The organism is Desulfosporosinus nitroreducens (genome assembly GCF_023897015.1).
GTDB classification, from domain to species: domain Bacteria; phylum Bacillota; class Desulfitobacteriia; order Desulfitobacteriales; family Desulfitobacteriaceae; genus Desulfosporosinus; species Desulfosporosinus nitroreducens.
The window spans coordinates 176,698-201,042 of record NZ_JAMHFY010000005.1 but is presented as its reverse complement, the minus strand read 5'-3'; the positions used below and the strand labels follow the sequence as shown (position 1 = coordinate 201,042).

Below are 24,345 nucleotides of genomic sequence, written 5' to 3'. Positions count from 1 at the left end.
TTGAGGATAGTGGATAAAGTGGGGTTCTGAATAAAGGAGTGGAAACTGATGGCTAGATTTCGCTTCCGCTTGGACGCAAGTCTTCAATTAGCTCAACAATTTTTAGAGTCAGCTCAACGCAAGTACGCTCTGGAAATGAAGCGGTGGCAAGCCTGTCTTCTGGCCTTCGAGGCTCAAAAAGGGCGTTATTATGAAGCCCAAGAAAATCAAAGAGACGCGGGACGTCATCGGCCAGAAGAACTTAGGATTTGCCAAGTGTTTGCTTTAGAACAGAGACGACGACTAGATCAATGTGAAGCGATTCGGAAGGAGCAGGAACTTGTCATGGATAACGCACGTCGGTGCTTATTGGAAGCTCACCGTGAAGTTGAGAAATATGAACGGCTGAAAGAAAAACAGGCTACAGCCTTTCGAGTACTGGAGTTACAAAAGGAACAAAAGATATTGGATGAAACTGGACAAGTCCTTCATTGGCTTGGCAGAATTTCGACAGTTGATAAATGTGTAACTAACGGAAGGGCGAATTTATGATTAATGTGACACGATTAAATGGAAAAGCATTCACTTTAAATTCTGACCTGATTGAAACGATGGAAAAAACCCCGGATACGGTAATTACTTTAACGGGTGGAAATAAATATGTGGTGTCAGAACCGATCGAGGTCCTTATCGAACGGATTGCCGAATTTCGCAGGCGTTGCCAGATTTTCAAAGTGGAGGATTGATCAATTTTATGAATCGAAAATCTTTAGTTATGATTGTTGCCGTGCTTTTGAGCTTGGGACTAGGTGTTGGTGGAACACTTGGAGCACAAAAGTATATTTTCAAAACTTCCGATGACAGTGAAAGATCTCATGCAAGATCTTCAAAAAAATCAGGACCATTACTGCCGATCGGCGAATTCACTGTTAACTTGCAAGGGGGATCTTTTCTAAAGACGAATATAACAGTTCAAGTAATTGATGAAAAAGCTGAAGTCAGTTTAAAGGAAGAGGATGCGTTCTTAAAGGACAGAGTTAATACAGTCTTATCCAATAAATCCCTTAACGATGTGCAAACCTCAGCAGCTCGTGAAAGATTAAGAGAAGAGTTAGTGAACCAACTCAACGAGGTTGCGGATAATAATATCACGGACGTACTGTTTATTTCTATGGTTTACCAATAATGCGAGGTTCGAGGCGCGAGGCTCGAAGTTCGAATATAGGTTGGTGTTCTAAGTAAGTGATTACCGACAGCGAAGCTGAAATCGTGCTTCGTGCCTCGCACATCGAATATAGAGAGGGGGGATTTGATGGGAGACGTTTTGTCCCAAAGTGAAATTGATGCTTTACTCAACGCGCTGTCCGATGGACAAGTCGATGTAGAGGAAATGAAGACAACCAAGACTCAAAAACGGATTCGAGTGTACGATTTTAAACGTCCGAATAAGTTTTCCAAGGATCAGATTCACTCCCTCCATAACATTCATGAGAATTATTGCAGAGGGCTAACTACTTTCTTTTCTGGAAATTTGCATTCTGTCGTTGAAAGCGCTGTCCTTTCAATTGAGCAAATAACCTATGACGAATTTATCCGTTCTTTACCAAACCCTACTGTTTTAGCTCTTTACTCGTTGAGTCCTTTAGAGGGGACCGTTTTAATGGAAGTCAGTCCTGCGCTCACGTTTGCTGTAGTGGATCGACTTTTAGGAGGGCAAGGTGAAGGAGCCGAAAAGAACCGAGATTTGACTGAAATTGAAAAGACAATTATTGAAAATCGTCTGCGTCAAATGATTTTAATCTCGGAAGAGGCTTGGGCGGAGGTATACGAGCTTAAACCTCAGTTTTTGTCAATGGAATCAAATCCTCAGTTTACGCAAATTGTAGCTCCAAACGAAATGATTGTACTCATAACTCTGGAAGTCAGGATTGGTGAAGCGGTGGGGATGATTAATATATGTATCCCCTATCTCGTACTCGAACCCATCTTAGATAAGTTAAGCACGTTTTTCCTTTTTTCTTCACAGGCAAAAGTCAGTTCTCCAGAACAGGTGCAAGCGATTCGTAAAAAAATTGAGTGGGCGAAGGTAGAAATGGTCGTATTTTTAGGGACTTCAGAAATTCTCGTCAGAGAGCTTCTAGACCTTACCAAAGGGGATGTAATCCCATTGAATCAATCTGTCCAGGAATCACTCCCAATTTATGTTGGAGAGTTTATGAAATTTAAATCCGTTCCTGGTCTGAATGGAGAACATCTGGCTGTCCAGATTACGGAAATAGTAAAGGAAGGAGGGGAACAAAATGAGTAGTGGGATGCTTTCTCAAGAAGAGATTGACGCTTTGCTCCGGGGAACATCGGACTCAGACTTAGAGACTCCGGCTGAATCCAGTTCCGAGTTGCCGTCATCAAATGATCTTCTTAATGAGATGGAACGAGATACGCTTGGAGAAATTGCCAATATTTCGATGGGTACCGCAGCTACGACATTATCTCAGCTCTTAGGCAAAAAAGTGGATATCACCACACCGAAAGTCGACTTAACGACTTCGGAACAGATTCGCGAGGATTATCCTATCCCTTCCGTGATTTGTGATGTTAAGTATAAGGTCGGAATTGAAGGCTCTAACCTCTTGATTCTTTCCCAAAGGGATGGTTCAGTGATTGTAGATCTGATGATGGGGGGGGATGGAAAAAACCCGGCACCAGGGCTCTCAGAGCTTCAAATTAGTGGGATTTCTGAGGCGATGAACCAAATGATGGGGTCAGCGGCCACTTCAATGTCGACCATGTTTAATGCAATGGTTGATATAACCCCTCCAAATTTAGTTCTCAATGATATGGCAGACGGTAAAGATGTTATTCATGACTTCTTGCCTCAGGATGATCCCCTTGTAAGGATCTCTTTTCGAATGGTTGTGGAAGATGTTATCGATAGTACTCTTGTTCAAATACTCCCACTAAGTGTAGCCAAAGGGATGGTCGATAAATTATTGATCGCTATGAATGGTGCTTCTGCAAAGCCGACTTCACAGCCGGCTGCCCCTGCTCAACCAGCGCCGCCTGCCCCCCCAACTTATCAGGCTCCACAGTCATCCCCGCCGCCGGCATATGAAGCGTCGACTTATTCGGCTCCCGCCGACTACACTCAATATGGGACGGCACAGTCCGGTTCACAAGGAAGAATGCAGACACCTGTTCAACCAGCACAATTTGCACCGTTGCAACCTGGTCCGCAGATGATACCTCCGGATAACCTCAGCTTAATTCTCGATGTTCCCTTACAGATAAGCGTGGAACTTGGTCGTGCCAAAAAGACAATTAAGGAAATCCTGGATATGGGACCTGGCTCGGTCGTTGAACTGGATCGTTTGGCTGGAGAATCAGTAGATATGATAGTCAATGGAAAATTAATTGCAAAATGCGAAGTTGTTGTCGTTAATGAGACGTTTGGAATTCGAATTACTGATATAATACATCCAATGGACCGAATGAATTCATTGAGATAAAGGAGGAAATGTAGTGAGTGATACAATAATGATTGTTGATGATGCAGCCTTTATGCGCATGATGTTAAAGGACATATTGATTAAAAATGGGTTTGACGTGGTTGGTGAAGCAGAAAATGGGGCCATGGCCGTGGAGAAATATAAGGATTTGCAACCAAACCTGACAATTATGGATATTACTATGCCAGAAATGGACGGGCTTCAGGCGGTTAAAGAAATACGCAAAATAGATGCAAAGGCTCGGATTATCATGTGCAGTGCCATGGGCCAACAATCCATGGTTATTGAAGCGATTCAGTCCGGTGCCAAAGACTTCGTTGTCAAGCCCTTCCAAGCGGAACGCGTGGTTGAGGCTGTCATGAAGGCGTTGAAATAAAATGTCGTCATTTGACCAAGGCCAGCCGTATACTTCAAGTGTAACTGCTCCAGAGGTTTCACAGTCTGTATTCTCATGGTGGGGGCTTCTGGGAACGTTATTGGTTTTCCTCATTATTTTGCTTGTGTCCCTTTGGACACTTCGACGCCTTAATAAGGTAAATATGAGGAGTATGAATGCGCCCTGGGCAAGAGTTATCGATCGACAAATTTTAGGTGGACAGCAAAGCCTTTATCTTGTAGAAATAGCTGGTCAATTGCAGGTCCTCGGCGGATCTGATCACCACTTGGTGAAAATCAGTGAAATTAATGATCCGCAGGTTGCCTCAGAAATACTGGAAGAGATCGCTACGCGTCCAACGGAACGAGTAGAAGGATGGATGCAAAGTGTCCAAAAGCTATGGCGGAGGCCGTTAAGGCAGAAAGAGCCCTTTTCTGATGAATTGCAACGTTTGCTTGAGGAGGTTGAAAAATAATGTCTTCTTCAGGGCGTTTAATTAAACTCTTCACATCAGGATTGTCTTTTGGCTTGGCTCTGGGGGCAGGAATGTTGTCAAGCCCTAAAATTGCTTGGGCAGCGGGAATCACCTTAGATCTGGGAGCCTCAGCCACGGAACAAACCGGTACTTCATTGCAAATTTTAATGCTTTTAACGGTGCTGTCATTAGCACCGGCCATTCTGATGATGATGACCTCCTTTACTCGGATCATTATCGTGCTGTCCTTTGTGAGAAATGCACTGGGGACTCAGCAACTGCCCCCGAATCAAGTGCTCGTAGGTATATCCCTTTTTCTTACGTTCTTTATTATGGCCCCAACCTGGAACGAGATTAATACCAATGCTATACAGCCCTATATGCAGAATCAGATTACTCAGACAGAGGCCATTGATAGAGCGGAAGAACCTCTCCGAATCTTTATGTTTCGTCAGACTCGGGAAAAAGATCTAGAACTTTTTGTAGGGTTGTCTAAGATGGAGCAACCTAAAACCTATAGAGACGTACCCACCTATGTACTAATTCCAGCCTTTGTGATTAGTGAATTAAAAACGGCTTTTCAAATGGGATTCGCAATATTTATTCCTTTTATTGTTATCGATATGATTGTTTCGAGTACTCTTATGTCAATCGGGATGATGATGCTTCCCCCGATGATGATTTCTCTGCCGTTTAAATTGCTGTTGTTTGTGTTAGTCGATGGGTGGCATTTGGTGGTTGAATCATTGGTGACGAGTTTCCAATAGAAATGGGGGAGACAGGACGATGACCGAAAATCAGGTGCTATATATGGCCAGGGAAGCCGTGGGCGCCGTGCTTCTCGTGGGAGGACCCATTCTTGGCGTCGCTTTGTTAGTTGGTCTTCTGGTGAGTATCTTTCAGTCTATGACCCAAATCCAGGAGCAGACGCTTACTTTTATTCCTAAAGTACTTGCAGTGGTTGTTGTTATGCTCTTGTTAGGCCCGTGGATGCTCTCAGTTCTAACCGTATATACTTCGAATTTGTTAACTCAGTTGGCAACCTTCGGAGGGATGTAAACTCGATATTTGAGTTTAAAAATTCGAGCATTGAATTACTTTACTTGGGACTTCTGACGATGAACTATGAATCCTAAACCTCGGACACCCAAATATGAAACTGCAGAATTCGAACCACGAACATCAAACATCGAACATCGAGTTAGGGAGGGAGAAAATTGAGTCTAGCTCAGCTGCTCCAATGGAATCTCTCTTTATTCATACTGATTTTATGCCGTTGGGCCGGTATGATCATGTTAGCTCCAGTCTTCGCTGCCAGAGGAGTTCCAAGTATGGTAAGACTGGGATTAGCTGCAAGTATTACAGTCATTCTCTATCCCTTGATACAGGCAACTAATCCCCCAATACCACTTGAGCTGTTACCTTATGTTGCGGTGGTGGTCAAGGAAATAATGGTGGGGCTGGTCATTGGTTTTTTAATCTACTCACTGACGGCTATTTTACAAGGGGCAGGACAACTGATTGATTTCCAAATGGGTTTTACCATGGGGGCTGCGATTGATCCTGTCTATGGAGTTCAAAGTCCTATGATGGGTAATTTTCAGATTATATTAGCTACGATGCTTATGCTCGCAACTAATTCTCATCATTATCTTATTGCTGCTATGGTTAAGAGCTATGCTTATATTCCTATTAACCCATCGAATCTGCCCGCTAATTATCTCTTTTACGCCGAACTTATCGGCCATGTATTTGCTTTAGCGGTGCAATTGGCAATGCCAATCTTTGGAGCGCTTCTAGTATCAGATGTAGGGGTAGGGCTCTTAACGAGGACAGTACCTCAACTGAATATCTTTTCAGTTATTTTCCCAGTTAAGATTGTTTTCGGATTCGTTATTTTGTTTCTCTCGCTACCCTTTTTCGGGGAGTCTGTAGCCAAATTATTTGACACCAATATGTCTTGGGTCTTAGAACTTTACCAGGGGTGGAAGCAGTGAGTGAAAAAAAACATCCCGCGACGCCTAAGCGCAAACAAGATGCGCGAAAAAAGGGTCAGGTTTTTAAGAGCCAAGAGGTGATTTCTGCCTTGATGCTCTTGGGTCTCGTAGCTCTTCTCAAGTTTTGGATTCCAGCTATGATTATCCGAATGGAGTCCCTTTTCCCCTATGTCCTAGGGCTTCCTTCAGAATGGACTGAAGGTTCTGTGGCAAGTCTAATGCTTAATGTTATTTGGCAAGGGGTTCAAATCTTAGCGCCGATTTTGCTTACCGGGTTTGTGATTGCCCTATTCTCTAATTACATCCAGGTAGGAGTCCTTTTCACTGGGGAGTCTATGAAACCTCAAATTTCTCGCTTAAGTCCGATCAGTGGTGCGAAGCGGATGTTTGGCGTTAAGGCATATGTTGAACTGACAAAATCCTTGCTAAAAGTGTTATTAATTGGATATTTTTTATATGCAAGTGTTCGCGATCGGTTGCATATCTATCCGGCTTTACAGCAACTGAGTGTGGAGCAAGGGGCCGTTTTTTTAGGCCAGGCTTTGATGGAACTTGCTTGGAACATTTCACTCTCTTTCTTAGGGATAGCCGCTTTTGATTACATGTATCAGCGGTGGGAATATGAAAAGAACTTACGTATGTCTCACGAGGACTTAAAACAGGAATACAAACAAACTGAAGGAAACCCTGAACTTAAAGGTGAACTTAAAAAACGACAACGAGCTTTAGCTATGAGTCGAATGATGCAAGATTTAAAAACTGCAGATGTCGTTGTCACTAATCCAACCCACTTCGCTGTTGCTCTTCGCTATGATTTAAAGGTACAGAAAGCACCTTTTGTTGTCGCTAAAGGACAAGATCAAGTTGCTTTGCGCATACGAGAGTTAGCCAAAGAATATGACCTTGTGATTATGGAAAACAAGCCGCTGGCCCGTGCTCTCTATGCTCAGGTGGAAATTGGGCAAGGTATTCCGGCGGATCTTTATAAAGCTGTTGCCGAGGTGTTGGCGTTTGTTTATCGATTAAAGAAAAAGAAACGGTCGATTGGATGATGGGTGCATGTATCCTGAGTTTATAGAATGCGTTTGGGGGCATGAATGAAATGAATTGCACGCTCACCAAAGCTTCGAGAAGTGATTCTTAGGGGTTGGCTTGAATGGTTCGCTTAGCAATCTCATTTCATTCATGCACGGGGGCTTAGGACACGATAGGCCCGGTACGATAGTGTCCACTGGACACTATCGCCGAAGGCGCTGATCCAGTGACGAATGCGTTAGCGCCGTAGGATTACTATCCCCGAAAGTGCTTAACCGCGGTGATTTCGTTAGTGCCGTAGGAGGCTAAGAAACAGACTAAAGAAAGGAGGAACCCTCATGTCTACGACGGTTAAAAGTCGGATCTTAAATAATACAGATATAATAGCGGCACTGGGGCTAGTCAGCATCGTGGTCATGATGGTTGTTCCTTTGCCTGCGGGATTGCTGGATATTCTCATCACTTTGAATATTACGGCTTCGGTTCTTACCCTGATGCTCGCTGTTTTTGCTCAGGACCCTTTGGAATTTTCAGCATTGCCTTCGCTCTTGTTAACGTTGACTTTATTTCGATTGTCTTTGAACATTTCTGCAACTCGTCTAATTCTCCTTGACGGGCATGCAGGGGAGATTATTCAACAGTTCGGGGAATTTGTTATTCGAGGAGATGCTGTTGTAGGTTTTATCATTTTTATCATTTTGGTACTCGTCCAATTTATCGTAATTACGAAAGGTGCTGAGCGTGTCTCGGAAGTCGCTGCTCGCTTTACCTTAGACGCTATGCCAGGAAAACAAATGTCTATTGATGCAGACCTTAATGCTGGAATGATTAACGAGCAACAGGCGCGGGATCGGCGTAAGGCGATCCAACAGGAAGCTGATTTTTATGGTGCAATGGATGGGTCAACCAAGTTTGTTAAAGGGGATGCCATTGCCGCTATTATTATTCTATTTATTAATATTATCGGAGGGTTTGTCACTGGGGTTGTGATGCAGGATATGCCTCTGTTGGAAGCCCTTCACAAGTATACTTTATTGACGATTGGTGACGGACTCGTTTCTCAGATTCCGGCCCTCCTTATTTCTACGGCGACAGGTCTAGTCGTCACCAGGGCAGCTTCGGAAAGCAACTTAGGGGAAGATCTAGTCAAACAGTTGTTTAAAAAACCTAAGGCTTTATTCATTACTGCCGGGGTATTGAGCATGTTAGCTTTCCTGGGTTTGCCTAAATTCCCGCTGTTTTTAGTTTCCGCTGCCTTAATTGGCATGGGAGTATTGTTGCAAAGAAGCTCTAAAGTTTCTGTGGTTAAGGAATCGGCTGTAGCTCGAGAGACAGAAATTGAAGAGAGTAAGAAGCCGGAAAATGTCCTAAATCTCTTACATGTTGACCATATGGAACTTGAACTGGGGTACGCCCTTATCGCCTTAGTCGATGTTCAGCAAGGAGGGGATTTGCTCGATCGGATCGTGCTGATTCGCCGCCAAATTGCCAGTGAGTTAGGATTTATTGTTCCGGTTATTAGAGTCCGTGACAATATGAACTTACAGCCTAATCAATATGTTATAAAAATTCGGGGATCAGAAATTGCCTCTAGCGAAATTTTAGCGGATCACTACATGGCAATGAGTGGCGGTGCGGATGACAGTGAGATTCCAGGTACCCCGACTAAAGAGCCTTCGTTCGGACTCGATGCCAAATGGATTAATGCAATGTATCGGGAACAAGCAGAGCTTAGTGGGTGGATGGTGGTTGATGCCCCCACAGTGCTTGCAACTCATATTACGGAAGTAATTAAGACTCAGGCTTGGGAGATACTAAACCGTCAAGATGTGAAAGCTCTTATTGATCATGCCAAGGAACTTGCCCCCGCTGTGGTGGATGAGTTGATTCCAGACATGCTGAGTCTTGGTCAAGTTCAGAAAGTTCTTGCAAACCTGCTCCGTGAGAGGGTATCCATTAAAGATATGGTGTCGATTCTAGAAAATCTGGCAGACTATGCAAGTGTCACCAAAGATCTGGACCGGTTGACAGAACATGTGCGGCAGTCTTTAGCCCGGCAAATTTTGCAACCGTTGCTTGGAAAAGATAAGAATTTACCTGTTATAACCTTAGATCCACAGATTGAACAGCAAATTCTTGACAGCATTCAACCGTCCGAATATGGAACTTATTTAGCGTTAGATCCGAAGGTGTTGCATGTTCTTATGCAAAATCTTACACGTGAGGTTGAAAAGGTTGTGCTTAAAGGGTTAACTCCCGTAATAGTTTGTGCTCCGCTGGTGAGAATTAATTTGAAGCGGGTTACCGAGCGTCAATTGCCTCAACTCATGGTGCTTTCGTATAATGAATTAGTCCAAGGAGTACAAGTTCAAGCTGTAGGAATGGTGGGGATGGATCTTGCGAGTTAGGCGATTTGTAGGAGAAAATGTCTCAGAAACGATGGGCAAAGTGAAAAGGGAACTGGGATCCGAAGCAATCATCCTTCAAACACGCGAATTTCGCGATGGAGGTTTCTTCGGTTTATTTGGTAACAAGAAAGTTGAGATTACGGCAGCTATTGAAGAAAAACCTGTGATCCCACAGGAAACTTCAAGACCTAATTATGAGAATAACGTGGAAAGAGTAAAACTACCGATAGCTAGTCATGTCTCCGGTCTTAAAGATCAGTCAGAAGGGCTGCAAACGGAAATTAAGTCCATGCGTTTGTTGCTTGAGCAAATGAACAAGCAGATGGCAGGGGTGGGAGAAGAAACAAGTGTTTGGCCACCTGCCCTCGAAAAATGGGCTGTCCATCTACAGAGCAGAGGAATATGTGAGAACTTGGTTAAGCGTTTAATAAGTCATGTACAACAAACCTTGTCGCCAGAAAAATGGCTTGACGATTCACAGGTATTCACTCGGATTGAAGCTAATATCCGTCAAATGTGTGGACAGATTGGGCTTATTCAACCTGGGATTGACAAGCCGAGGATTATTGCCTTAATTGGACCTACAGGGGTAGGGAAAACAACGACGATTGGAAAGCTTGCGGCGGGATTTAGTATTGTGGATAAACGCAGGGTTGCATTGATTACAGCTGATACTTATAGAGTTGCCGCTGTAGAGCAGCTTAAAGCGTTTGGGGAAATTATTGGGGTACCCGTTGAAGTTGCTATGACACCGTCGGGGCTAAATGAGGCTTTGTTTCTTCATGCAGATAAAGAACTGATTTTTATTGATACTGCTGGAAGAAGTCCTCACCATGAGGAACATATGCATGAGCTGCGTGAGTTTTTAGATGAGGCTCAACCAGATTTCACAATGCTTGTCATGAGTGCCACGACGCAATCAGCAGATCAACTTCAGATCTATAAACGCTTTGTAGACTTGACAACTCATCTTATCTTCACAAAATTGGATGAGACAGGGAGTGCAGGCTCTATATTAAACCTCCTGGGTCAGACAACACTCCCCATTGCCTATCTTTCAAACGGACAGAATGTTCCTGATGACATAGAGGCAGCGACTCCAAATCGTTTGGCACACTATGTGATGGGGGATGAGATGCCCAATGAATGACCAAGTGAGCGCATTACGTGATTTGGTCTCTCGTAATAAACATAGACAAAGTAAAATGAGAGTAATTGCAGTAAGCAGTGGCAAGGGAGGTGTGGGTAAAACCAGCTTCACAGTCAACTTAGCACTTGCTTTGGCCGAATTTGGACAGCGTATTGTTATTCTTGATGGAGATTTAGGCCTTGCTAACGTAGATATTGCCTTTGGGCTTTCGGCGAGATATACAATTGAGCATTTGTTATCGGGCGAAAAGACCATTGAGCAAATCCTTCTATCTGCCCCTCGAGGAATTGGAATTATCCCAGGAGGTTCTGGGGTTCAGAAACTTGCTAATTTAGAAAGAGACAAGCTATCCAATGTCCTAGTTAATCTCGGACGATTAGAAAAGATTGCTGATCTGCTGATTATCGATACAGGAGCAGGTCTGGGGCATAGCGTGATGAATTTTTTGCAGGCTGCAGATGATATTATTATGGTGATCACACCAGAACCGACTTCATTGACGGATGCCTATGGTTTACTTAAGTCTTTGAGGCAAGAAGCAAGCGAAGCATCAATTCATGTGGTGATTAACCGAGTACAGACTGAAAAAGATGCTTTGGCGACGTTTAAACGGTTGGAAACTGTTGTGCGCAAGTTCTTAGACGGATCACTTAACTTATTGGGCTGGGTTTACGATGACCCACTCGTTGGACGCTCTGTTATGCAGCAGGAACCTTTGGGGATTAAGTTTCCTGAAAGTTCAGCGTATCGCTGCATTCAGTGGATTGCTGGTAAAGTTGCCGGAATAAGTCTTCATCCGCCACGCCAAGCAGGAGGCGTGGGAGGGTTTTTAGGTAAGTTGCTTCGTTCTTTTAAATAACAAATTTTCCAAAAGGATTAGTGATCAGTAATTCTTTTCGTAAAAGGGGTGATGATTTGTCGTATAAAAAGAAGCTTTCTTCTGGGCTGGCTGTGGAACTAATCGCGCTGGAAGGGAAGTATGAAGGACACTACCGAACTCGAGTTGAAGAAGTGGGGGAGAGGCTCCTCTTAGTTGGTGCGCCCTTTGAACAAGGCGAATTGGTCCCTTTGCGCGAGGGGACAAAGGTTAAATTGATATTCTGGGATGAATCAGCGGTGTATTCATTTGAAGGGAAGATTATGCAAAGGATCGCTGTCCCTGTCCCTATGTTCGTGCTTGAATTGCCAGATACTGTTGATAAGGTTCAACGTCGTAATTTTGTTCGTGTTCCGGCCTTATTTCCGATCACGTTTCGAATGGTGACTCGAGAAGGACTTAGTGATCTACTTAAAGCAACGATGATTGACATAAGCGGTGGAGGAATGCGATTCACTACTAAGGTGCGAGTAGAGGATAAATCATTACTCTATGTTCAAATATCCTTACCGACCGGAGAAATACAGACCCCTGTTCGAGTCATCCGAGTGGAAAAAAATGAAGAAAATAATTTGTATAGTGTTTCAACTGAATTCTACGAAATCTCAGAACGGGAGAGAGATAAAATTATTCGCTGTGTCTTTGAAAAACAAAGGGCAATGCGTAAGAAAGGGTTGGTATAAATGGAGATTACGCAATTACAATTGGATGCCCTGCGTGAAATAGGGAATGTTGGATCTGGGCATGCCGCGACAGCTTTATCTACTCTCTTACAACGACGAATTGATATGTCGGTTCCAGAAGTCTGGGCAGTTCCTTTTGAACAGGTTACATCCATCGTCGGACAGCTCGACACGCCTCAAGCTGTCATCTATGTAAAAGTTGAAGGGGAGGCTTCGGGCAAAGCTGTTTTTTTCTTTCCGGTTGAAAGCGCAGAAATTGTGGTGAAAGCTCTATTTGGGACGAATGAGACGATGGATCTTTATAATGAGATGGCACAATCAGCTTTAAAAGAAGTGGGGAATATTTTGGTCAGCTCCTTTATTATGGCTCTGACTCAATTTTCAGGAATTCCCCTTCAACCTTCTGTACCTGCTTTAGCGGTTGATATGATCGGTGCCACTTTAGATGCGATTTTCCTCGAAGAAGGAGTACTAGAAGATACGGTGTTGTTCATTGACACACAACTCACTGGAATTCCTAAAATTGAAGGACAGTTTATCTTCTTGCCAGATGATGGTTCATTGAAAAAATTGTTAGGGGCCATGGGAGTATGAATGGAGTTATTACTGTTGGCATGGCTGATTTCAAAACCGCTACGGCGCCAGACCTTTTGTTAACGGCCGGACTAGGATCTTGCATTGGAATTTGCATTCATGACCCCTTTCTTAAAGTTGGCGGGATGGCCCATATTATGCTTCCGACAGCTAATGGAAGTCTGGGAGGAAATCCTGCGAAATACGCGGATACTGCGCTGGTGTTATTGCTAAAAGAAATTTCAGGTATGGGTGCCCTTAAATCCCGCTTAAAGGCTAAGATGGCCGGTGGTGCACAGATGTTCTCCTTTCCGGGAAAACCCCCAGTTTTAAAAATTGGGGATCGAAATGCCGAGGCGGTCGAACAGGAACTCAAGAGGCACGGGATTCCTCTTTTGGTAGCGGATGTTGGAGGGAATTTTGGGCGCACAATCCATTTTGATGTTGGGACAGGCGAGTTACGCATACGAACAATTAATCATGGAGAAAAGGTGGTTTAATGGGCATCCAAAATCGGGAACTATTAAAAGTTTGGGCCTTGCGCCTTTCGATAGCTACCTCAATTATGGTTGTATTGCTTAGCGTGCTGAATGGAGTTAAGATTTTTGATTTAATCCTTCGAGCATTAATTTCTTTTGGAGGTATGTACCTTTTAATGGCAGGAACCTTAAGTCTCTTTGAAAGGACAGCGATTCCAAAACCTGAAGAGGACAGCCAGGCTGACTCAACTCCCAACTGTGGTGGAAATATTGATTTCTCTGTTGGAGACGATGAGCCGATTAATGCACCTGGACCAGATTTAAGAACGGCTGGACAGATTGATTGTGATTTAAGCAAAGAGCTGCCGGGCAGTGAGCGACAAGCAGAAATTGTTCGCCGTATGGGTTGGGAATAATCGTAGTTCGATATCGTGGTTCGAAGGACGAACTACCAACCTTATACTAGTTACCCGAGGTCGAACTTACTAACTACGAACTACGAAAATGGGGGTGAGTAAACTTGATGCCGAACGCCTATGAAGCCGCCCCGCGCGGACCTTGGAAACAAGAATATGTAGAAAAATACTTGCCATTGGTTAAGCGTATTGCTGGTCGTTTAGCAATTTCTCTGCCTTCCCATGTCGACGAGGATGATATCATCGGTTATGGTGTCTTTGGGTTACTCGATGCCTTAGAACGATTTGAAGCCGCTCGAGGGTGGAAATTTGAAACCTATGCCTCGATACGCATTCGCGGCGCCATGATCGACGGACTTCGAACTATGGATTGGGTGCCACATTCAGCTAGGCAGAAAGTGAAGCGGGTTCAAGAGGGGTTTGCTGAGTTAGAATATCAGCTTGGGCGGGCAGTTACCGCCGAAGAAGTCGCAGAGCTGCTGAAAGTGGAAGTGCGGGAGATAGAAGGGGTAATGGCACAAGCTCAAATTCTGACTCTGACCTCGTTCGATGAAACCACGGTTGATATTGATGGAGACAATAGTGGAACGCCTCTTAATTTGCTCGTAGACCCTAGCGCTTTGGACGCATATCAAGACGTAGAGAAAGATGAGCAAAAACAAATTCTGGCAATAGCAGTGGACAAGTTACCTGACAAAGAGAAATTAGTAGTAGCGCTTTATTATCAAGAAGAACTCACTTTGAAAGAGATTGCTGCCGTCATGAAACTCTCGGAATCTAGAATTTCCCAACTGCATTCCCAAGCGATCTTGCGGTTGAGGGGAAGGCTTAGTCGACAAAAGAGGAACTTATTCTAAGAAAAATAATCATCCTAATGTTTTAGGGGAAGTTTGTCGATATAACTCATAGAGTCTTATTTAGGAGGTGACGGCAAATGACAGGTATTAATGTCCTTTCGGATACCTTAAAGGGTGGCAATAAATTAGAAAACATTGTACCCTCGAAGGGAAAAGAGACGTCAGAGGGCTGTAAAAATGCGGCAACAGTTTTTGCTGCTATGCTTAATGGCAGAATGAATTTAGACTCAAATTCGAAGGGGCAAGGCTCTTTAGCAGACCAAGATTCGGAGAAAAAGCAGAGTAATGTTAATCCAGCGCAAGGTGATCAGAACTCGAATGGATTAGAAAGCATTCTTGGGTATGGTAATTACGTGCTTCCGTTTCTTACTGAGATGCTTCAGAGTGATTTTCCGGCAGGCAAGGAGGCCAATTCCGGAGAGATTATGAGTCAGGGAATTGAGAATTCATTATTAGCCAACTTAGGATTAAGCAATGTGTCAGGTGAAGCCAGTAAGAATCTTAAGGCAGCTATGTTGAACCTGGTTTCTTTGGCCTCAGATGAAAGTTTAGAGTCGACAGGGATGACGGCACTAAGCTTTCAGGGTAATAACCTGGGAATCACGGAATTGGATAAATATAGACAGGTAATAGCTAACCTTTTGGTGGCGCTTTCAGGAGAGATTACTGATTCCACTCCAGCAGGAAGCCTTTTAGGGGCTGATAGCAAAGGAGCAAACGCTTATCGTCAGGAAATGGCCCAAATTATCAAGGGGTGGAGTACCGCAGATGACGGTATTGAAAGTGACCTTAAGACCGGTGGGCAGAATAGACTTATAAACTTGATTGAAGGTTTTCTTGCTGGGAGCAGTAAGGCTGATGGTGGTGACCCTGGGCTGAACGCGAAAGCAGCTAATCTATTGGCAGCCCTCTACCCTATATTAAGTGAAGGGGCTGGAGGTGCGAAAGGACTCCGAGGAGCTAATGAAACACTTCTTAATCAGCTGAAGATCATAGGGGTCGATGTGGAATCTATCGCGAACGCTCAGAAAGAGGCTGCTTCTCAGGTTAAAGCTCAGCAGAGATTCGAGGGCACAAGTCCACAGGAGAATAAGCTATTTGGGAATTTCCAAGATGCTATTAGAGAAGAACTTAACAAGCCTAATAATTCTATAAAATCCTACGATCTATCAGGAACAAAAGATGGTCAAATTCAACCTTCAGGCATGGGTATTGGGGCAGTTGCTAACGTCGTATCCCTTGCTGGTGCAGATGGCAAAATGAGTGCAATTCCGCTCTGGGAACAGATCTCAACCGTAGTGCGTGAGCAAGTCATGAATAAGCAACAGGCTTTGAAGGAATTAGATATTCAGCTTCATCCAGCTGAATTGGGAAGTATAAGGATTTTCTTGCGTTGGGAGAGTGGACAGGTCCATTTACAGGTGCAAGCTTCTGAAGCGGCGACTGGACAACTCCTCCAGAATCAGCTCTCGGATTTACGCCAAAACTTAATGAATCAAGGTGTGAACTGTGGCTCGTTGCAAATGGGACAAGGTGGAGAAGGGCAACAACAGCCTCAAGGGGATGAGGCCCAAAGAACGCTCCAGCAAAGTAATCTGCTTACTAACGAAGATGAGGATCAAATTATAATTACCAATCCCAACTCCCTTGGACAAGATGGAGTCAATAGGATTAATGTTACGGCATAGGAGGTAGCTATGGGTACAACAATTGATGCAACTTCTAATAAAAATTCAGCTAATACTTTAAGTGATAGCCAAACAATCGTAACTAATGATTCGCTGGGGAAAGACGATTTTCTTAAACTGCTTATTGCCCAGATGCAAAATCAAGATCCCTTAAATCCAACGGATAACAAAGATTCCATCGCCCAATTAGCTCAGTTCAGCTCTTTGGAGCAGATGAACAATATTGCAACATCTATGGATGCTTTAAACAAAAGTATGACCTTCTTCTCCCAACAATCAGCCCTTACTCAAGGGTCAGCCATGATTGGCAAATGGGCAAGCGGAGTGGATATTGATGGTAAAACCATCATTGAAGGAACCGTTGAAGCGGTGAAGTGGCTTGATGGTGACCCGAAACTTCAAATTCGCAAGGAAGACGGAACAGTCGTAGATTTGGAGATGGGGCTGATTACGCTGGTTAAAGAGAAAACGCCTGAAATAACGCCGCCAGTTACTGATGAGCCCACGGATACTGAGGAAGACACGACTACACCAGAAGATGAAAGCGTAACTGAACCAGAACTGGAAACAGTTTAACTGGCAATCAAGATATACAGATAAGAACTATCCTGCTGGTTTAGCAGAGTATTAAGCAATAGGGAGGAAATACGTCTTATGATGCGTTCGTTATATTCCGCCATTTCGGGATTGAAAAATCACCAAGTCAAAATGGATGTTATTGGTAACAATATTGCAAATGTTAACACTGCAGGTTTTAAGAGGAGCAGGGTGTCGTTTGCCACCGAGCTTAGCCAAACCTTGAAAGGAGCCTCGGCCCCTTCCCCGGCTCAAGGGGGAACCAATGCGATGCAAGTCGGTCTGGGTATGAGAATAGGCTCGATCGATCAGATTATGACCCAGGGAAGTTCACAGTCCACAGGAAAAGCAACAGACATGATGCTGCAAGGATCGGGATTTTTTGTGTTAAATAATAACGGGCAGGAAGTATACACTCGAGCGGGTGGGTTTGACCGGGATAGCGATGGTACTCTGATTGATCCGGCAACAGGAGCTAAGGTTCAAGGCTACAGCTGGGGTGCGGATGATACAACCCCTGTTGCGTGGGGAGAAGCGTCGAATATAAGGTTTAACAAAGGGGACGTATTGGCATCGGATAGTGCTATGCCAATAGATGTACTGACTATTTCGGTAGCGGCTACCGATGCTCCGACTGCTCCATCAACTCTACGGACGTTTGATACTTCTGTGCCTGGAGCGGAAAATCTGACGATTGAGGGCATGACGAGAGTAGCGGATGGTACTACTCCAGCGTCTGGTCAATACTCATTTAACCAAAAGACTGGGATAGTAACTTTTGCTTCGGACATGAGTGCAACTCCAAGTCCCGAATTAACCATCCACTATGTGGACCCTACTACAATTAAGAATGCTACAGGTGGTACTACTGCTGTCGTAGATTATCCTCCCAAACCGGGAGCAATTGTATATAACGATCCTACAGGTACGACACCTGTCGCATATAAATTGTCAACTTCTGATACCCCAGGAGATTTGGAATATACTGTGAAAGAAACGAATGGGGAATATGTAATTACTTTCGGGACCGATGGGGCTGCTACTCCAGCAGCAACTGCAGTAACGGCAGCAATCAGTTATGATTTCACGAATGCACCCCATACTTTATCAGACTTTAGCATCGATCAAAGTGGAGTGATTACCGGGGTGTACAGCAATGGGGTAGATTCAGTAACTCATAAAATAGCCCAAATCGCTGTAGCTTCCTTTGCCAATGATGCAGGTCTTCAAAATGTGGGTGGTAATTTCTTTACCACAACGAATAACTCTGGGATGGCTACTATTGGGGCTGCCGGAGAGGATGGCCGAGCAAGTATCGTTTCAAACTCTATAGAGATGTCCAATGTCGATCTTTCAACGGAGTTTACGGATATGATCGTGACTCAGCGTGGCTTCCAAGCCAATTCGAGGGTGATCACGGTTTCTGATACTCTCTTAGAAGAACTCATTAATCTCAAACGCTAATATAAGCTTTAAATGCAATTTGAGAAGACGGAGGGTTGCTAAATGCGCCTAGTAGGAACTGCTGCGTCGGGGGTCCGTGCGCAGCAGATAGCGATAGACACCATTGGGAACAACCTGGCTAATGCCAATACGCCCGGATTTAAGGCGAATCAGATGGTTTTCGCTGAGGCTTTGGCGACAGAAGTGCGTTCCGGAAGAATAAATGCTGAAGATGAAAATACTGTGGAGACTCTGGACGTTGGGGCCGGAGTGCTGACTAGCGGTATTGGGACCAATTTTCAGCAAGGGGTTCTAGGGCAAACTGAGCGCTCTTTGGATTTAGGGATTGATGGCGCAGGTTTTTTTCAAGTGCAGACTCCAAATGGAGAGATGGGCTATACTCGGGCAGGGGCCTTTCAAATAGATGAGTCAGGGCAACTTTCGGATATGCAGGGAAACATTGTCCAAACCAATGGGTTGATTCCCTTCGGTGCCACAGAAATAGCAGTTGCTGCAAATGGAGATATAACCGGGGTTAGCAATGGAGAAAGTATGGTATTTGGACAGCTTGTTTTGGCAGGATTTCAGAATCCTCAGGGACTCTTTAGAAATGAGAACAACCTCTTTGTACCTACTGTTAATTCTGGTGAACCGCAGGTTGGAGAACCAGGTAATATCACTGCCGGCAATCTGGTACTTGGAACGATTCGCAGTAAGTCTTTAGAGCAATCAAATGTTGACTTGGCCACTTCAATGACTGATCTCATACAGGTCCAAAGAGCTTATCAAATGAGTGCCAGGCTGGTTCAGGACGGGGATAAGATGTGGGGACTTGCTAATTCCCTAAGGAGGTAAGGTGTATGGCTGGTGGTTGGTTGGAGGGGCCAGTTCTAAGTGTATTGCAGAAAGGCCTTGATGCGTCGAGCAGGAGGCATCAGGTCTTGTCTAATAACGTTGCGAATATTGACACTCCAAACTTCAAACGTTCGGATGTTGATTTCCAGACGGTCTTGGGGACTGCCTTAGGTGAAAAGAGTGGAAACCTGCCTATGAAGTTGACGACTCCGAAGCACATTCCGGGTATCCAAGAAGGGGACGGTTCAGGGGTTGTGACAGATAATACAACATCCTTTCGCAATGATGGAAATAACGTGGACGTTGACCGAGAGATGACTTATGTAGCTGAAAATGGCTTATACTACAATTCCCTTACCCGTACCATCTCTTCGCAGCTAGGTTTGCTTCGAATGGTTGTTAAGTAATTCCGGATTTAAACGCTAAGTAAGAAACAAAGGCGGGTTAAAATGATAAGAGGATTATATACTTCGGCCACAGGTTTGTTAGCCGCGCAAACTCAAAGTGAGGTTATTGGAGATAACGTTGTCAATCTAAAGACTTCAGGCTATAAGGAACAGACAGCTAGTAATATTTCTTTTCCTTCAATGCTGATTCAACGAATGGGAGGAAACGAAGCTTCTGAAGTTGTTGAGGTTGGTGAGATGGGCAGAGGGGTAGGCGTTGACCGCCTTGCCATGTCTAATGTTCAAGGATCTTTAGAGGCGACGGAGATTAATACAGATTTGGCCTTAACTTCACCAGGATATTTTGTCGTCCAGACGCCGGGTGGAGAACGGTATACTCGCAATGGACACTTTCAGTTAGATGGTGACGGGATGCTTCGAACCGCGGATGGTTATTCCCTTCAGGGTGAAGCAGGCCCCATCGGTCCTTTGAGTTCTGAATTTAGGGTGAGCGCTGATGGCACAATTATGGATCAAGGACAAAGAGTCGATCAAATACGTGTCGTCGAGATTCCGGCAGATGCTTTACAACGTGAAGGTCAATCTTTATATATTGCCAATCAACCGGTTCAAGCCGCCGTTGGTGCAGTTCGACAGGGAGCGGTGGAAGCATCTAATGTCGACCTCTCTGGACAAATGATTCAAATGATGACGGTCATGAAAGCTTATGAAGCCAATCAAAAGATAATCCAGACCCAAGACGAGATGTTGGGTAAGGCAGTTAATGAGGTCGGGAAGATTTAGCGATGGAGGATGGTTAGGATGGCGGTTCAAGTTGTCGTTTTCTCATTAGGTCAAGAAGAGTATGCGATGCCCATCGATGTGGTTCGGGAAATTACCCGTCTTGGAGAGGTAAGTACAATTCCAAATGCCCCTTCGTATGTGTGTGGTCTGATTACTATTCGAGGTGTGGCTATCCCTTTGATCGATTTGCATGTGCGGTTCGGAATTGATCCAATAAAAATGACGACAGAAGGTTCGGACTCGCAAGAAGATCAGAATACTTTTGCCCTAATCACAGAGGTTCATGGAAATCATGTGGGTTTTGCTGTGGATAAACTGCGCGAGGTTCGAATTTTAGAGAATATTGTTCCCCCCCCGTCGCTGGTTACTGATCCCTTTATAGGTGGAGTAGTTAATCTTTCCGATAGAATAATTATTAAACTCATTCCGGAACAAATTCTCGAGAGCGATGAGGTCAAGGAATTAGGTCAATTAATTTCTCATTAACCAGTGTTTTTGTTTTAAATTTTTTGAAGATAGGAGGTTGATTTAAGTGAACATGGCTCAAATAATTCTCCTATTTCAACTTCAACAGATGAATGGATCTTGGCAAACCACACAAACTGATAAGAACGATTTGTCTGGAGCCGGAGAAAGTGGCAGTTCAAATTCACTGCTGTTTGCCACCTTGCTTAAAGCCGCTCTTGGGGGAGGGGGAGATGCTTCCCAAGGACTTACCGGTCTAATGCAGGGGATGTCCGGGATGTCGTCAGTCAATAGTTATAAAGCACTCCGGGCTCCTGAGGGGAAAGCTGAAAATGCTGGTTCTCTAGAGCATCTTATTTATTCTATGGCTCAAAAATATGGAGTCGATCCAAATCTTATTCAGCAGGTAGTCAAAGCAGAATCAGGGTTTAATTCGAAGGCAACCTCTCCTGCCGGAGCGATGGGCTTAATGCAACTGATGCCGGGAACTGCTGCATCTTATGGAGTTAAAAATCCCTATGATCCGACTCAGAATTTAGATGGTGGAACGCATTTCTTAAAGGATTTACTGAATCGCTTTGAGGGGAATATTCCTCTGAGCTTAGCTGCTTATAATGCCGGGCCAGGTGCAGTGGATAAATATAATGGAGTGCCTCCCTATAAGGAGACACAGGCCTATGTGCAAAAGATAATGGCAGGATTAAATCAAAACGATTGGAGAGCGTAGAAAATAGGCTCCTAGTTGACAATCTCTTTAAAATTATATAGAATTTCATTTAAAAGTTAAAGATAAATAGCACTTATGGTTAAATCGGTTATTTAGGGAGCGTGAAATGACACTGCTCCTTTTTGGTTTCTAGATCCATAAAAAGAAATTATTACTAAAAGAGAAGGAGATAAGGGCTCTTTAGCGAACAATATAGTTAAAACCAAAGAATAAAATTAACTTTTAATTAAATGGATAGACACATCTGTCTTAAAGCGTTTGGAGGCGATAGAATAATGGTCAAAAGATCTAGATCTACGCTGACACATACGAGGTATAAGCTTCGTTCATTTCTTTTTGCAATAGGTTATTTTATAAGCTTAATTCTTCTGCAGGGGATAACGAATTACTGGCTCAGAACAGCGGGAGTTATCTTTATTGCTGCTGGTACGATGTTGGTAATCTATAGACTTGCCTATGACCGTCGCAGGCTTTTAGAATTGGCAACACTAGATGAGCTTACGGGCCTCGGTAACTTTAAGGCGTACAAGGAACGGATACGATGTGAATCGCAACGTGCTCTTAGAAAACAAAAGCCACTGACGCTGATTCTGATTGATTTGGACAGGTTCAAAAACTATAATGACACTTTCGGGCATCGTGCAGGGAACGAATTATTGCATTCAACGGGGCAGATCTTTAGGGACGCTGTTCGCACTATGGATGGGGTATATCGTTTCGGAGGGGATGAATTCGCTTTCGTATTGCCCGAAACAAATTATGAAGAGGCACGTCAAATAGCACAAAGAGTTCGACATTCCTTCGAAACGCTTCCAAATCGTGGAAGGGTAACATTAAGTATGGGAATGGCCATTTATCGAGATGAACCAATCGAAGAATTTTTTGATAGAGTAGATCATTTGCTCTATACTGTTAAAGCAAATGGAGGGAACTGTTGTCTAGTTGAAAGCAGAAAGCATAAGTTAGGGTAAATAACTGGGTTTGTAAAGGGGTAAGAAATGGCAGACTATTATAGTTATCTATGGAGTACGACTTGGCCTAGTTTGATCGTACTCTTTTTGATATTTGCAATGGTACTCTCCAGATTGGTTTGGAAGTTAGTTAATACGTGGCGAAATGCCCGTGATGTCTGGGGATTCTTGCTCTTGACGATGAAAGTCTCAATCTGGATTGGAGTGTTAGGTGTATATACAGAACTATTTCTGTTTTCTCAACCAGATTGGTTTGATAAACCTGGTATTATCCAAGGGTCGGTTCAGGGAAAGGCTTTTGACTCTGGTTCAAGCTCCTACAGTGTAGATATCCGCAGCGGAGCGCAACAAATGCAATTCTATGTTGATTTTTTTGTCTATGAGAAAGTGAAAGTAGACGATCAAGTTGAGCTTATGTATTTACCGACGCGTCGAGAAGTCATTCGTTGTGAGCTTTTAGGCAGCTTGCTATAGAATGAATTTGCTAATAAGATAGAGGTATAAGTCGGGAACTGCTTATTGTGATTGTGAGTGCAAGGGGTACTAAACTATTGGGGAAGAGATAATCTTCATTCTCATAGATTTCACAGGAAAAGTATTGGCGTAATATGTTATAATGAGAATAAGATAGAGTATGTATAATCTAAAGTAAGAAACGATGCGGAAAGGAGAGTGGGGGATGTGCGTGTCCAAAAAGTTAATGAGCATACCATCCGCATCTTTATCTCTTTGACAGAATTAAGTGACAGGGATATCACGATGACTGATCTTTTTCAACGGTCAGCTAAGACGGAGCAATTGTTTTGGGAACTCATCGCGCAAGCCAGAGAAGAAGTTGAATTTAATTTAGATCAACCTTTTTGGATTCAAGCAACTGTGGCAACGAATGATGAGTTTGTAATTACGATCATGAAGCAAGAAGATCAGGTTGAGGGTTCTGTTAAAGAGAAGGCGGGTCGAAAAACCCCTAAAGGTCGGGTTACAGAATTGGTCTATGTATTTGCAGATTTAGAAGATGTGATTTCGGCTGTTGCACGTTTACCGGAATTTGCCCAACTTCGTTCGGGACTTTATGAGTTCGAAAAAGAATACTATCTTGTACTCAACCGAATGGGAACGGGTAAGAAAAGGTTTTTGGCAGAAGCAATCCTTGATGAATACGGTGAAATCGTCGGCACAACCGGAGTTTTCCTGTCTGAACACGGTAAAGGGATAATCCTTGAAAAGGCCGTTCAAACGCTTAACGCTGCTTTCAATAAGTCGACACAAAGCTAGACACTCTAAAGGGAAGCAAGTTGCTTCCCTTTTACAATATTGTTTATTTTATGGATAGCTGGTTGCCGCTTCGAGCCTTGGCTGTGATCGATCAGGTCATAACCACTGTCGGATAAGTGGCAATCAAGAATAATGTTTATCCATAGGAGAAGATAGCAGGTATTAGGCGCAGACAGTTTATGCAAACTGTTTTGCCTTTAAATTTATGTACTCTCATAGTTTTACCGCAAAAGATACAGGGAGAGAATTGCTCGTTTGTTTGGGAGCGCGTCTTAAAGGGAAGAATAATGGCTTGACGCGCTGGCTGCATGAGTGTTCGAGCTGAGTTGATATTAGACATGGAA

General features: G+C 43.8%; 31 protein-coding genes. 30 read left to right on the top strand and 1 reads right to left on the bottom strand.

Annotated elements, in window-relative coordinates:
* The first annotated feature begins 48 nt into the window (after positions 1-48).
* From M8E35_RS08045 to M8E35_RS07900, 30 genes are all read left to right on the top strand, one after another.
* On the top strand, positions 49-531 hold the full coding sequence (locus M8E35_RS08045; RefSeq protein ID WP_252468334.1) for a flagellar export protein FliJ: 483 nt from the start codon (positions 49-51) through the stop codon (positions 529-531).
* Entirely contained in the window at positions 528-725 is a 198-nt protein-coding gene (locus tag M8E35_RS08040) for a flagellar FlbD family protein (protein ID WP_073028400.1), read from the top strand. Before M8E35_RS08045 ends, M8E35_RS08040 begins: the two co-directional genes overlap by 4 nt.
* Before the next feature lie 8 nt (positions 726-733).
* The gene (locus M8E35_RS08035; protein ID WP_252468333.1) at positions 734-1,165 is read left to right on the top strand and encodes a flagellar basal body-associated FliL family protein; all 432 of its coding nucleotides are present in this window, start codon (positions 734-736) and stop codon (positions 1,163-1,165) included.
* A gap of 126 nt (positions 1,166-1,291) precedes the next feature.
* The gene (fliM, locus tag M8E35_RS08030; RefSeq protein ID WP_252468332.1) at positions 1,292-2,287 is read left to right on the top strand and encodes a flagellar motor switch protein FliM; all 996 of its coding nucleotides are present in this window, start codon (positions 1,292-1,294) and stop codon (positions 2,285-2,287) included.
* Positions 2,280-3,485: a flagellar motor switch phosphatase FliY gene (gene fliY, locus M8E35_RS08025; protein ID WP_252468331.1), complete on the top strand. Its 1,206-nt coding sequence runs from the start codon at positions 2,280-2,282 to the stop codon at positions 3,483-3,485. Before fliM ends, fliY begins: the two co-directional genes overlap by 8 nt.
* Positions 3,486-3,513: 28 nt before the next feature.
* Entirely contained in the window at positions 3,514-3,861 is a 348-nt protein-coding gene (locus M8E35_RS08020) for a response regulator (RefSeq protein WP_289710737.1), read from the top strand.
* Position 3,862: 1 nt separating this feature from the next.
* Positions 3,863-4,336 (top strand): flagellar biosynthetic protein FliO, encoded by a 474-nt coding sequence (locus M8E35_RS08015; RefSeq protein WP_252468329.1) that lies wholly within the window; start codon positions 3,863-3,865, stop codon positions 4,334-4,336.
* Positions 4,336-5,103: a flagellar type III secretion system pore protein FliP gene (gene fliP / locus M8E35_RS08010; protein WP_252468327.1), complete on the top strand. Its 768-nt coding sequence runs from the start codon at positions 4,336-4,338 to the stop codon at positions 5,101-5,103. Before M8E35_RS08015 ends, fliP begins: the two co-directional genes overlap by 1 nt.
* 19 nt (positions 5,104-5,122) lie before the next feature.
* A complete protein-coding gene (fliQ, locus tag M8E35_RS08005; RefSeq protein WP_252468325.1) occupies positions 5,123-5,395 on the top strand; it encodes a flagellar biosynthesis protein FliQ in 273 nt (90 codons plus the stop codon).
* A 158-nt stretch (positions 5,396-5,553) separates the two neighbouring features.
* Positions 5,554-6,333 (top strand): flagellar biosynthetic protein FliR, encoded by a 780-nt coding sequence (gene fliR / locus M8E35_RS08000; protein ID WP_252468323.1) that lies wholly within the window; start codon positions 5,554-5,556, stop codon positions 6,331-6,333.
* Positions 6,330-7,385, top strand: coding sequence for a flagellar biosynthesis protein FlhB (gene flhB, locus M8E35_RS07995; RefSeq protein ID WP_252468322.1), 1,056 nt, complete (start codon positions 6,330-6,332; stop codon positions 7,383-7,385). Before fliR ends, flhB begins: the two co-directional genes overlap by 4 nt.
* 321 nt (positions 7,386-7,706) lie before the next feature.
* Entirely contained in the window at positions 7,707-9,776 is a 2,070-nt protein-coding gene (gene flhA / locus M8E35_RS07990; protein WP_252468321.1) for a flagellar biosynthesis protein FlhA, read from the top strand.
* Positions 9,766-10,926, top strand: a complete 1,161-nt coding sequence (gene flhF / locus M8E35_RS07985) for a flagellar biosynthesis GTPase FlhF (protein ID WP_252468320.1) — start codon at positions 9,766-9,768, stop codon at positions 10,924-10,926. The genes flhA and flhF overlap by 11 nt, the downstream gene beginning before the upstream one ends.
* The gene (locus M8E35_RS07980; protein WP_252468319.1) at positions 10,919-11,785 is read left to right on the top strand and encodes a MinD/ParA family protein; all 867 of its coding nucleotides are present in this window, start codon (positions 10,919-10,921) and stop codon (positions 11,783-11,785) included. The genes flhF and M8E35_RS07980 overlap by 8 nt, the downstream gene beginning before the upstream one ends.
* 56 nt (positions 11,786-11,841) lie before the next feature.
* On the top strand, positions 11,842-12,486 hold the full coding sequence (locus M8E35_RS07975; protein WP_252468318.1) for a flagellar brake protein: 645 nt from the start codon (positions 11,842-11,844) through the stop codon (positions 12,484-12,486).
* On the top strand, positions 12,487-13,080 hold the full coding sequence (locus tag M8E35_RS07970; RefSeq protein ID WP_252468317.1) for a chemotaxis protein CheC: 594 nt from the start codon (positions 12,487-12,489) through the stop codon (positions 13,078-13,080). It begins immediately after the preceding gene.
* Entirely contained in the window at positions 13,077-13,559 is a 483-nt protein-coding gene (locus M8E35_RS07965; RefSeq protein WP_252468316.1) for a chemotaxis protein CheD, read from the top strand. Before M8E35_RS07970 ends, M8E35_RS07965 begins: the two co-directional genes overlap by 4 nt.
* Positions 13,559-13,954: a hypothetical protein gene (locus M8E35_RS07960; protein ID WP_252468315.1), complete on the top strand. Its 396-nt coding sequence runs from the start codon at positions 13,559-13,561 to the stop codon at positions 13,952-13,954. The genes M8E35_RS07965 and M8E35_RS07960 overlap by 1 nt, the downstream gene beginning before the upstream one ends.
* Positions 13,955-14,061: 107 nt before the next feature.
* Entirely contained in the window at positions 14,062-14,811 is a 750-nt protein-coding gene (locus tag M8E35_RS07955; RefSeq protein ID WP_252468421.1) for a FliA/WhiG family RNA polymerase sigma factor, read from the top strand.
* Between the two features lie 77 nt (positions 14,812-14,888).
* A complete protein-coding gene (locus tag M8E35_RS07950) occupies positions 14,889-16,499 on the top strand; it encodes a flagellar hook-length control protein FliK (RefSeq protein ID WP_252468314.1) in 1,611 nt (536 codons plus the stop codon).
* A gap of 9 nt (positions 16,500-16,508) precedes the next feature.
* A complete protein-coding gene (locus tag M8E35_RS07945) occupies positions 16,509-17,075 on the top strand; it encodes a flagellar hook capping FlgD N-terminal domain-containing protein (protein ID WP_252468313.1) in 567 nt (188 codons plus the stop codon).
* 78 nt (positions 17,076-17,153) lie between these two features.
* A complete protein-coding gene (locus M8E35_RS07940) occupies positions 17,154-18,539 on the top strand; it encodes a flagellar hook protein FlgE (RefSeq protein ID WP_252468312.1) in 1,386 nt (461 codons plus the stop codon).
* Positions 18,540-18,581: 42 nt separating this feature from the next.
* Entirely contained in the window at positions 18,582-19,373 is a 792-nt protein-coding gene (locus tag M8E35_RS07935; RefSeq protein ID WP_252468311.1) for a flagellar hook-basal body protein, read from the top strand.
* Positions 19,374-19,378: 5 nt separating this feature from the next.
* Positions 19,379-19,780, top strand: a complete 402-nt coding sequence (flgB, locus tag M8E35_RS07930; protein WP_252468310.1) for a flagellar basal body rod protein FlgB — start codon at positions 19,379-19,381, stop codon at positions 19,778-19,780.
* A 42-nt stretch (positions 19,781-19,822) separates the two neighbouring features.
* Positions 19,823-20,563 carry a flagellar hook-basal body protein gene (locus tag M8E35_RS07925; protein WP_252468309.1) on the top strand — a complete coding sequence of 247 codons (741 nt, stop codon included), beginning with the start codon at positions 19,823-19,825 and terminating at the stop codon, positions 20,561-20,563.
* 18 nt (positions 20,564-20,581) lie between these two features.
* On the top strand, positions 20,582-21,049 hold the full coding sequence (locus tag M8E35_RS07920) for a chemotaxis protein CheW (protein ID WP_252468308.1): 468 nt from the start codon (positions 20,582-20,584) through the stop codon (positions 21,047-21,049).
* Between the two features lie 46 nt (positions 21,050-21,095).
* Positions 21,096-21,755: a lytic transglycosylase domain-containing protein gene (locus M8E35_RS07915; RefSeq protein WP_252468307.1), complete on the top strand. Its 660-nt coding sequence runs from the start codon at positions 21,096-21,098 to the stop codon at positions 21,753-21,755.
* Between the two features lie 275 nt (positions 21,756-22,030).
* Positions 22,031-22,726, top strand: a complete 696-nt coding sequence (locus M8E35_RS07910; protein ID WP_252468306.1) for a GGDEF domain-containing protein — start codon at positions 22,031-22,033, stop codon at positions 22,724-22,726.
* A gap of 27 nt (positions 22,727-22,753) precedes the next feature.
* The gene (locus M8E35_RS07905; RefSeq protein WP_252468305.1) at positions 22,754-23,200 is read left to right on the top strand and encodes a hypothetical protein; all 447 of its coding nucleotides are present in this window, start codon (positions 22,754-22,756) and stop codon (positions 23,198-23,200) included.
* Positions 23,201-23,407: 207 nt separating this feature from the next.
* Positions 23,408-24,001: an adaptor protein MecA gene (locus M8E35_RS07900; protein WP_073028372.1), complete on the top strand. Its 594-nt coding sequence runs from the start codon at positions 23,408-23,410 to the stop codon at positions 23,999-24,001.
* A 136-nt stretch (positions 24,002-24,137) separates the two neighbouring features.
* On the opposite strand, the gene M8E35_RS07895 is transcribed toward M8E35_RS07900, so the two are convergent.
* On the bottom strand, positions 24,138-24,341 hold the full coding sequence (locus M8E35_RS07895; protein WP_252468304.1) for a hypothetical protein: 204 nt from the start codon (positions 24,339-24,341) through the stop codon (positions 24,138-24,140).
* Between the last annotated feature and the right edge of the window lie 4 nt (positions 24,342-24,345).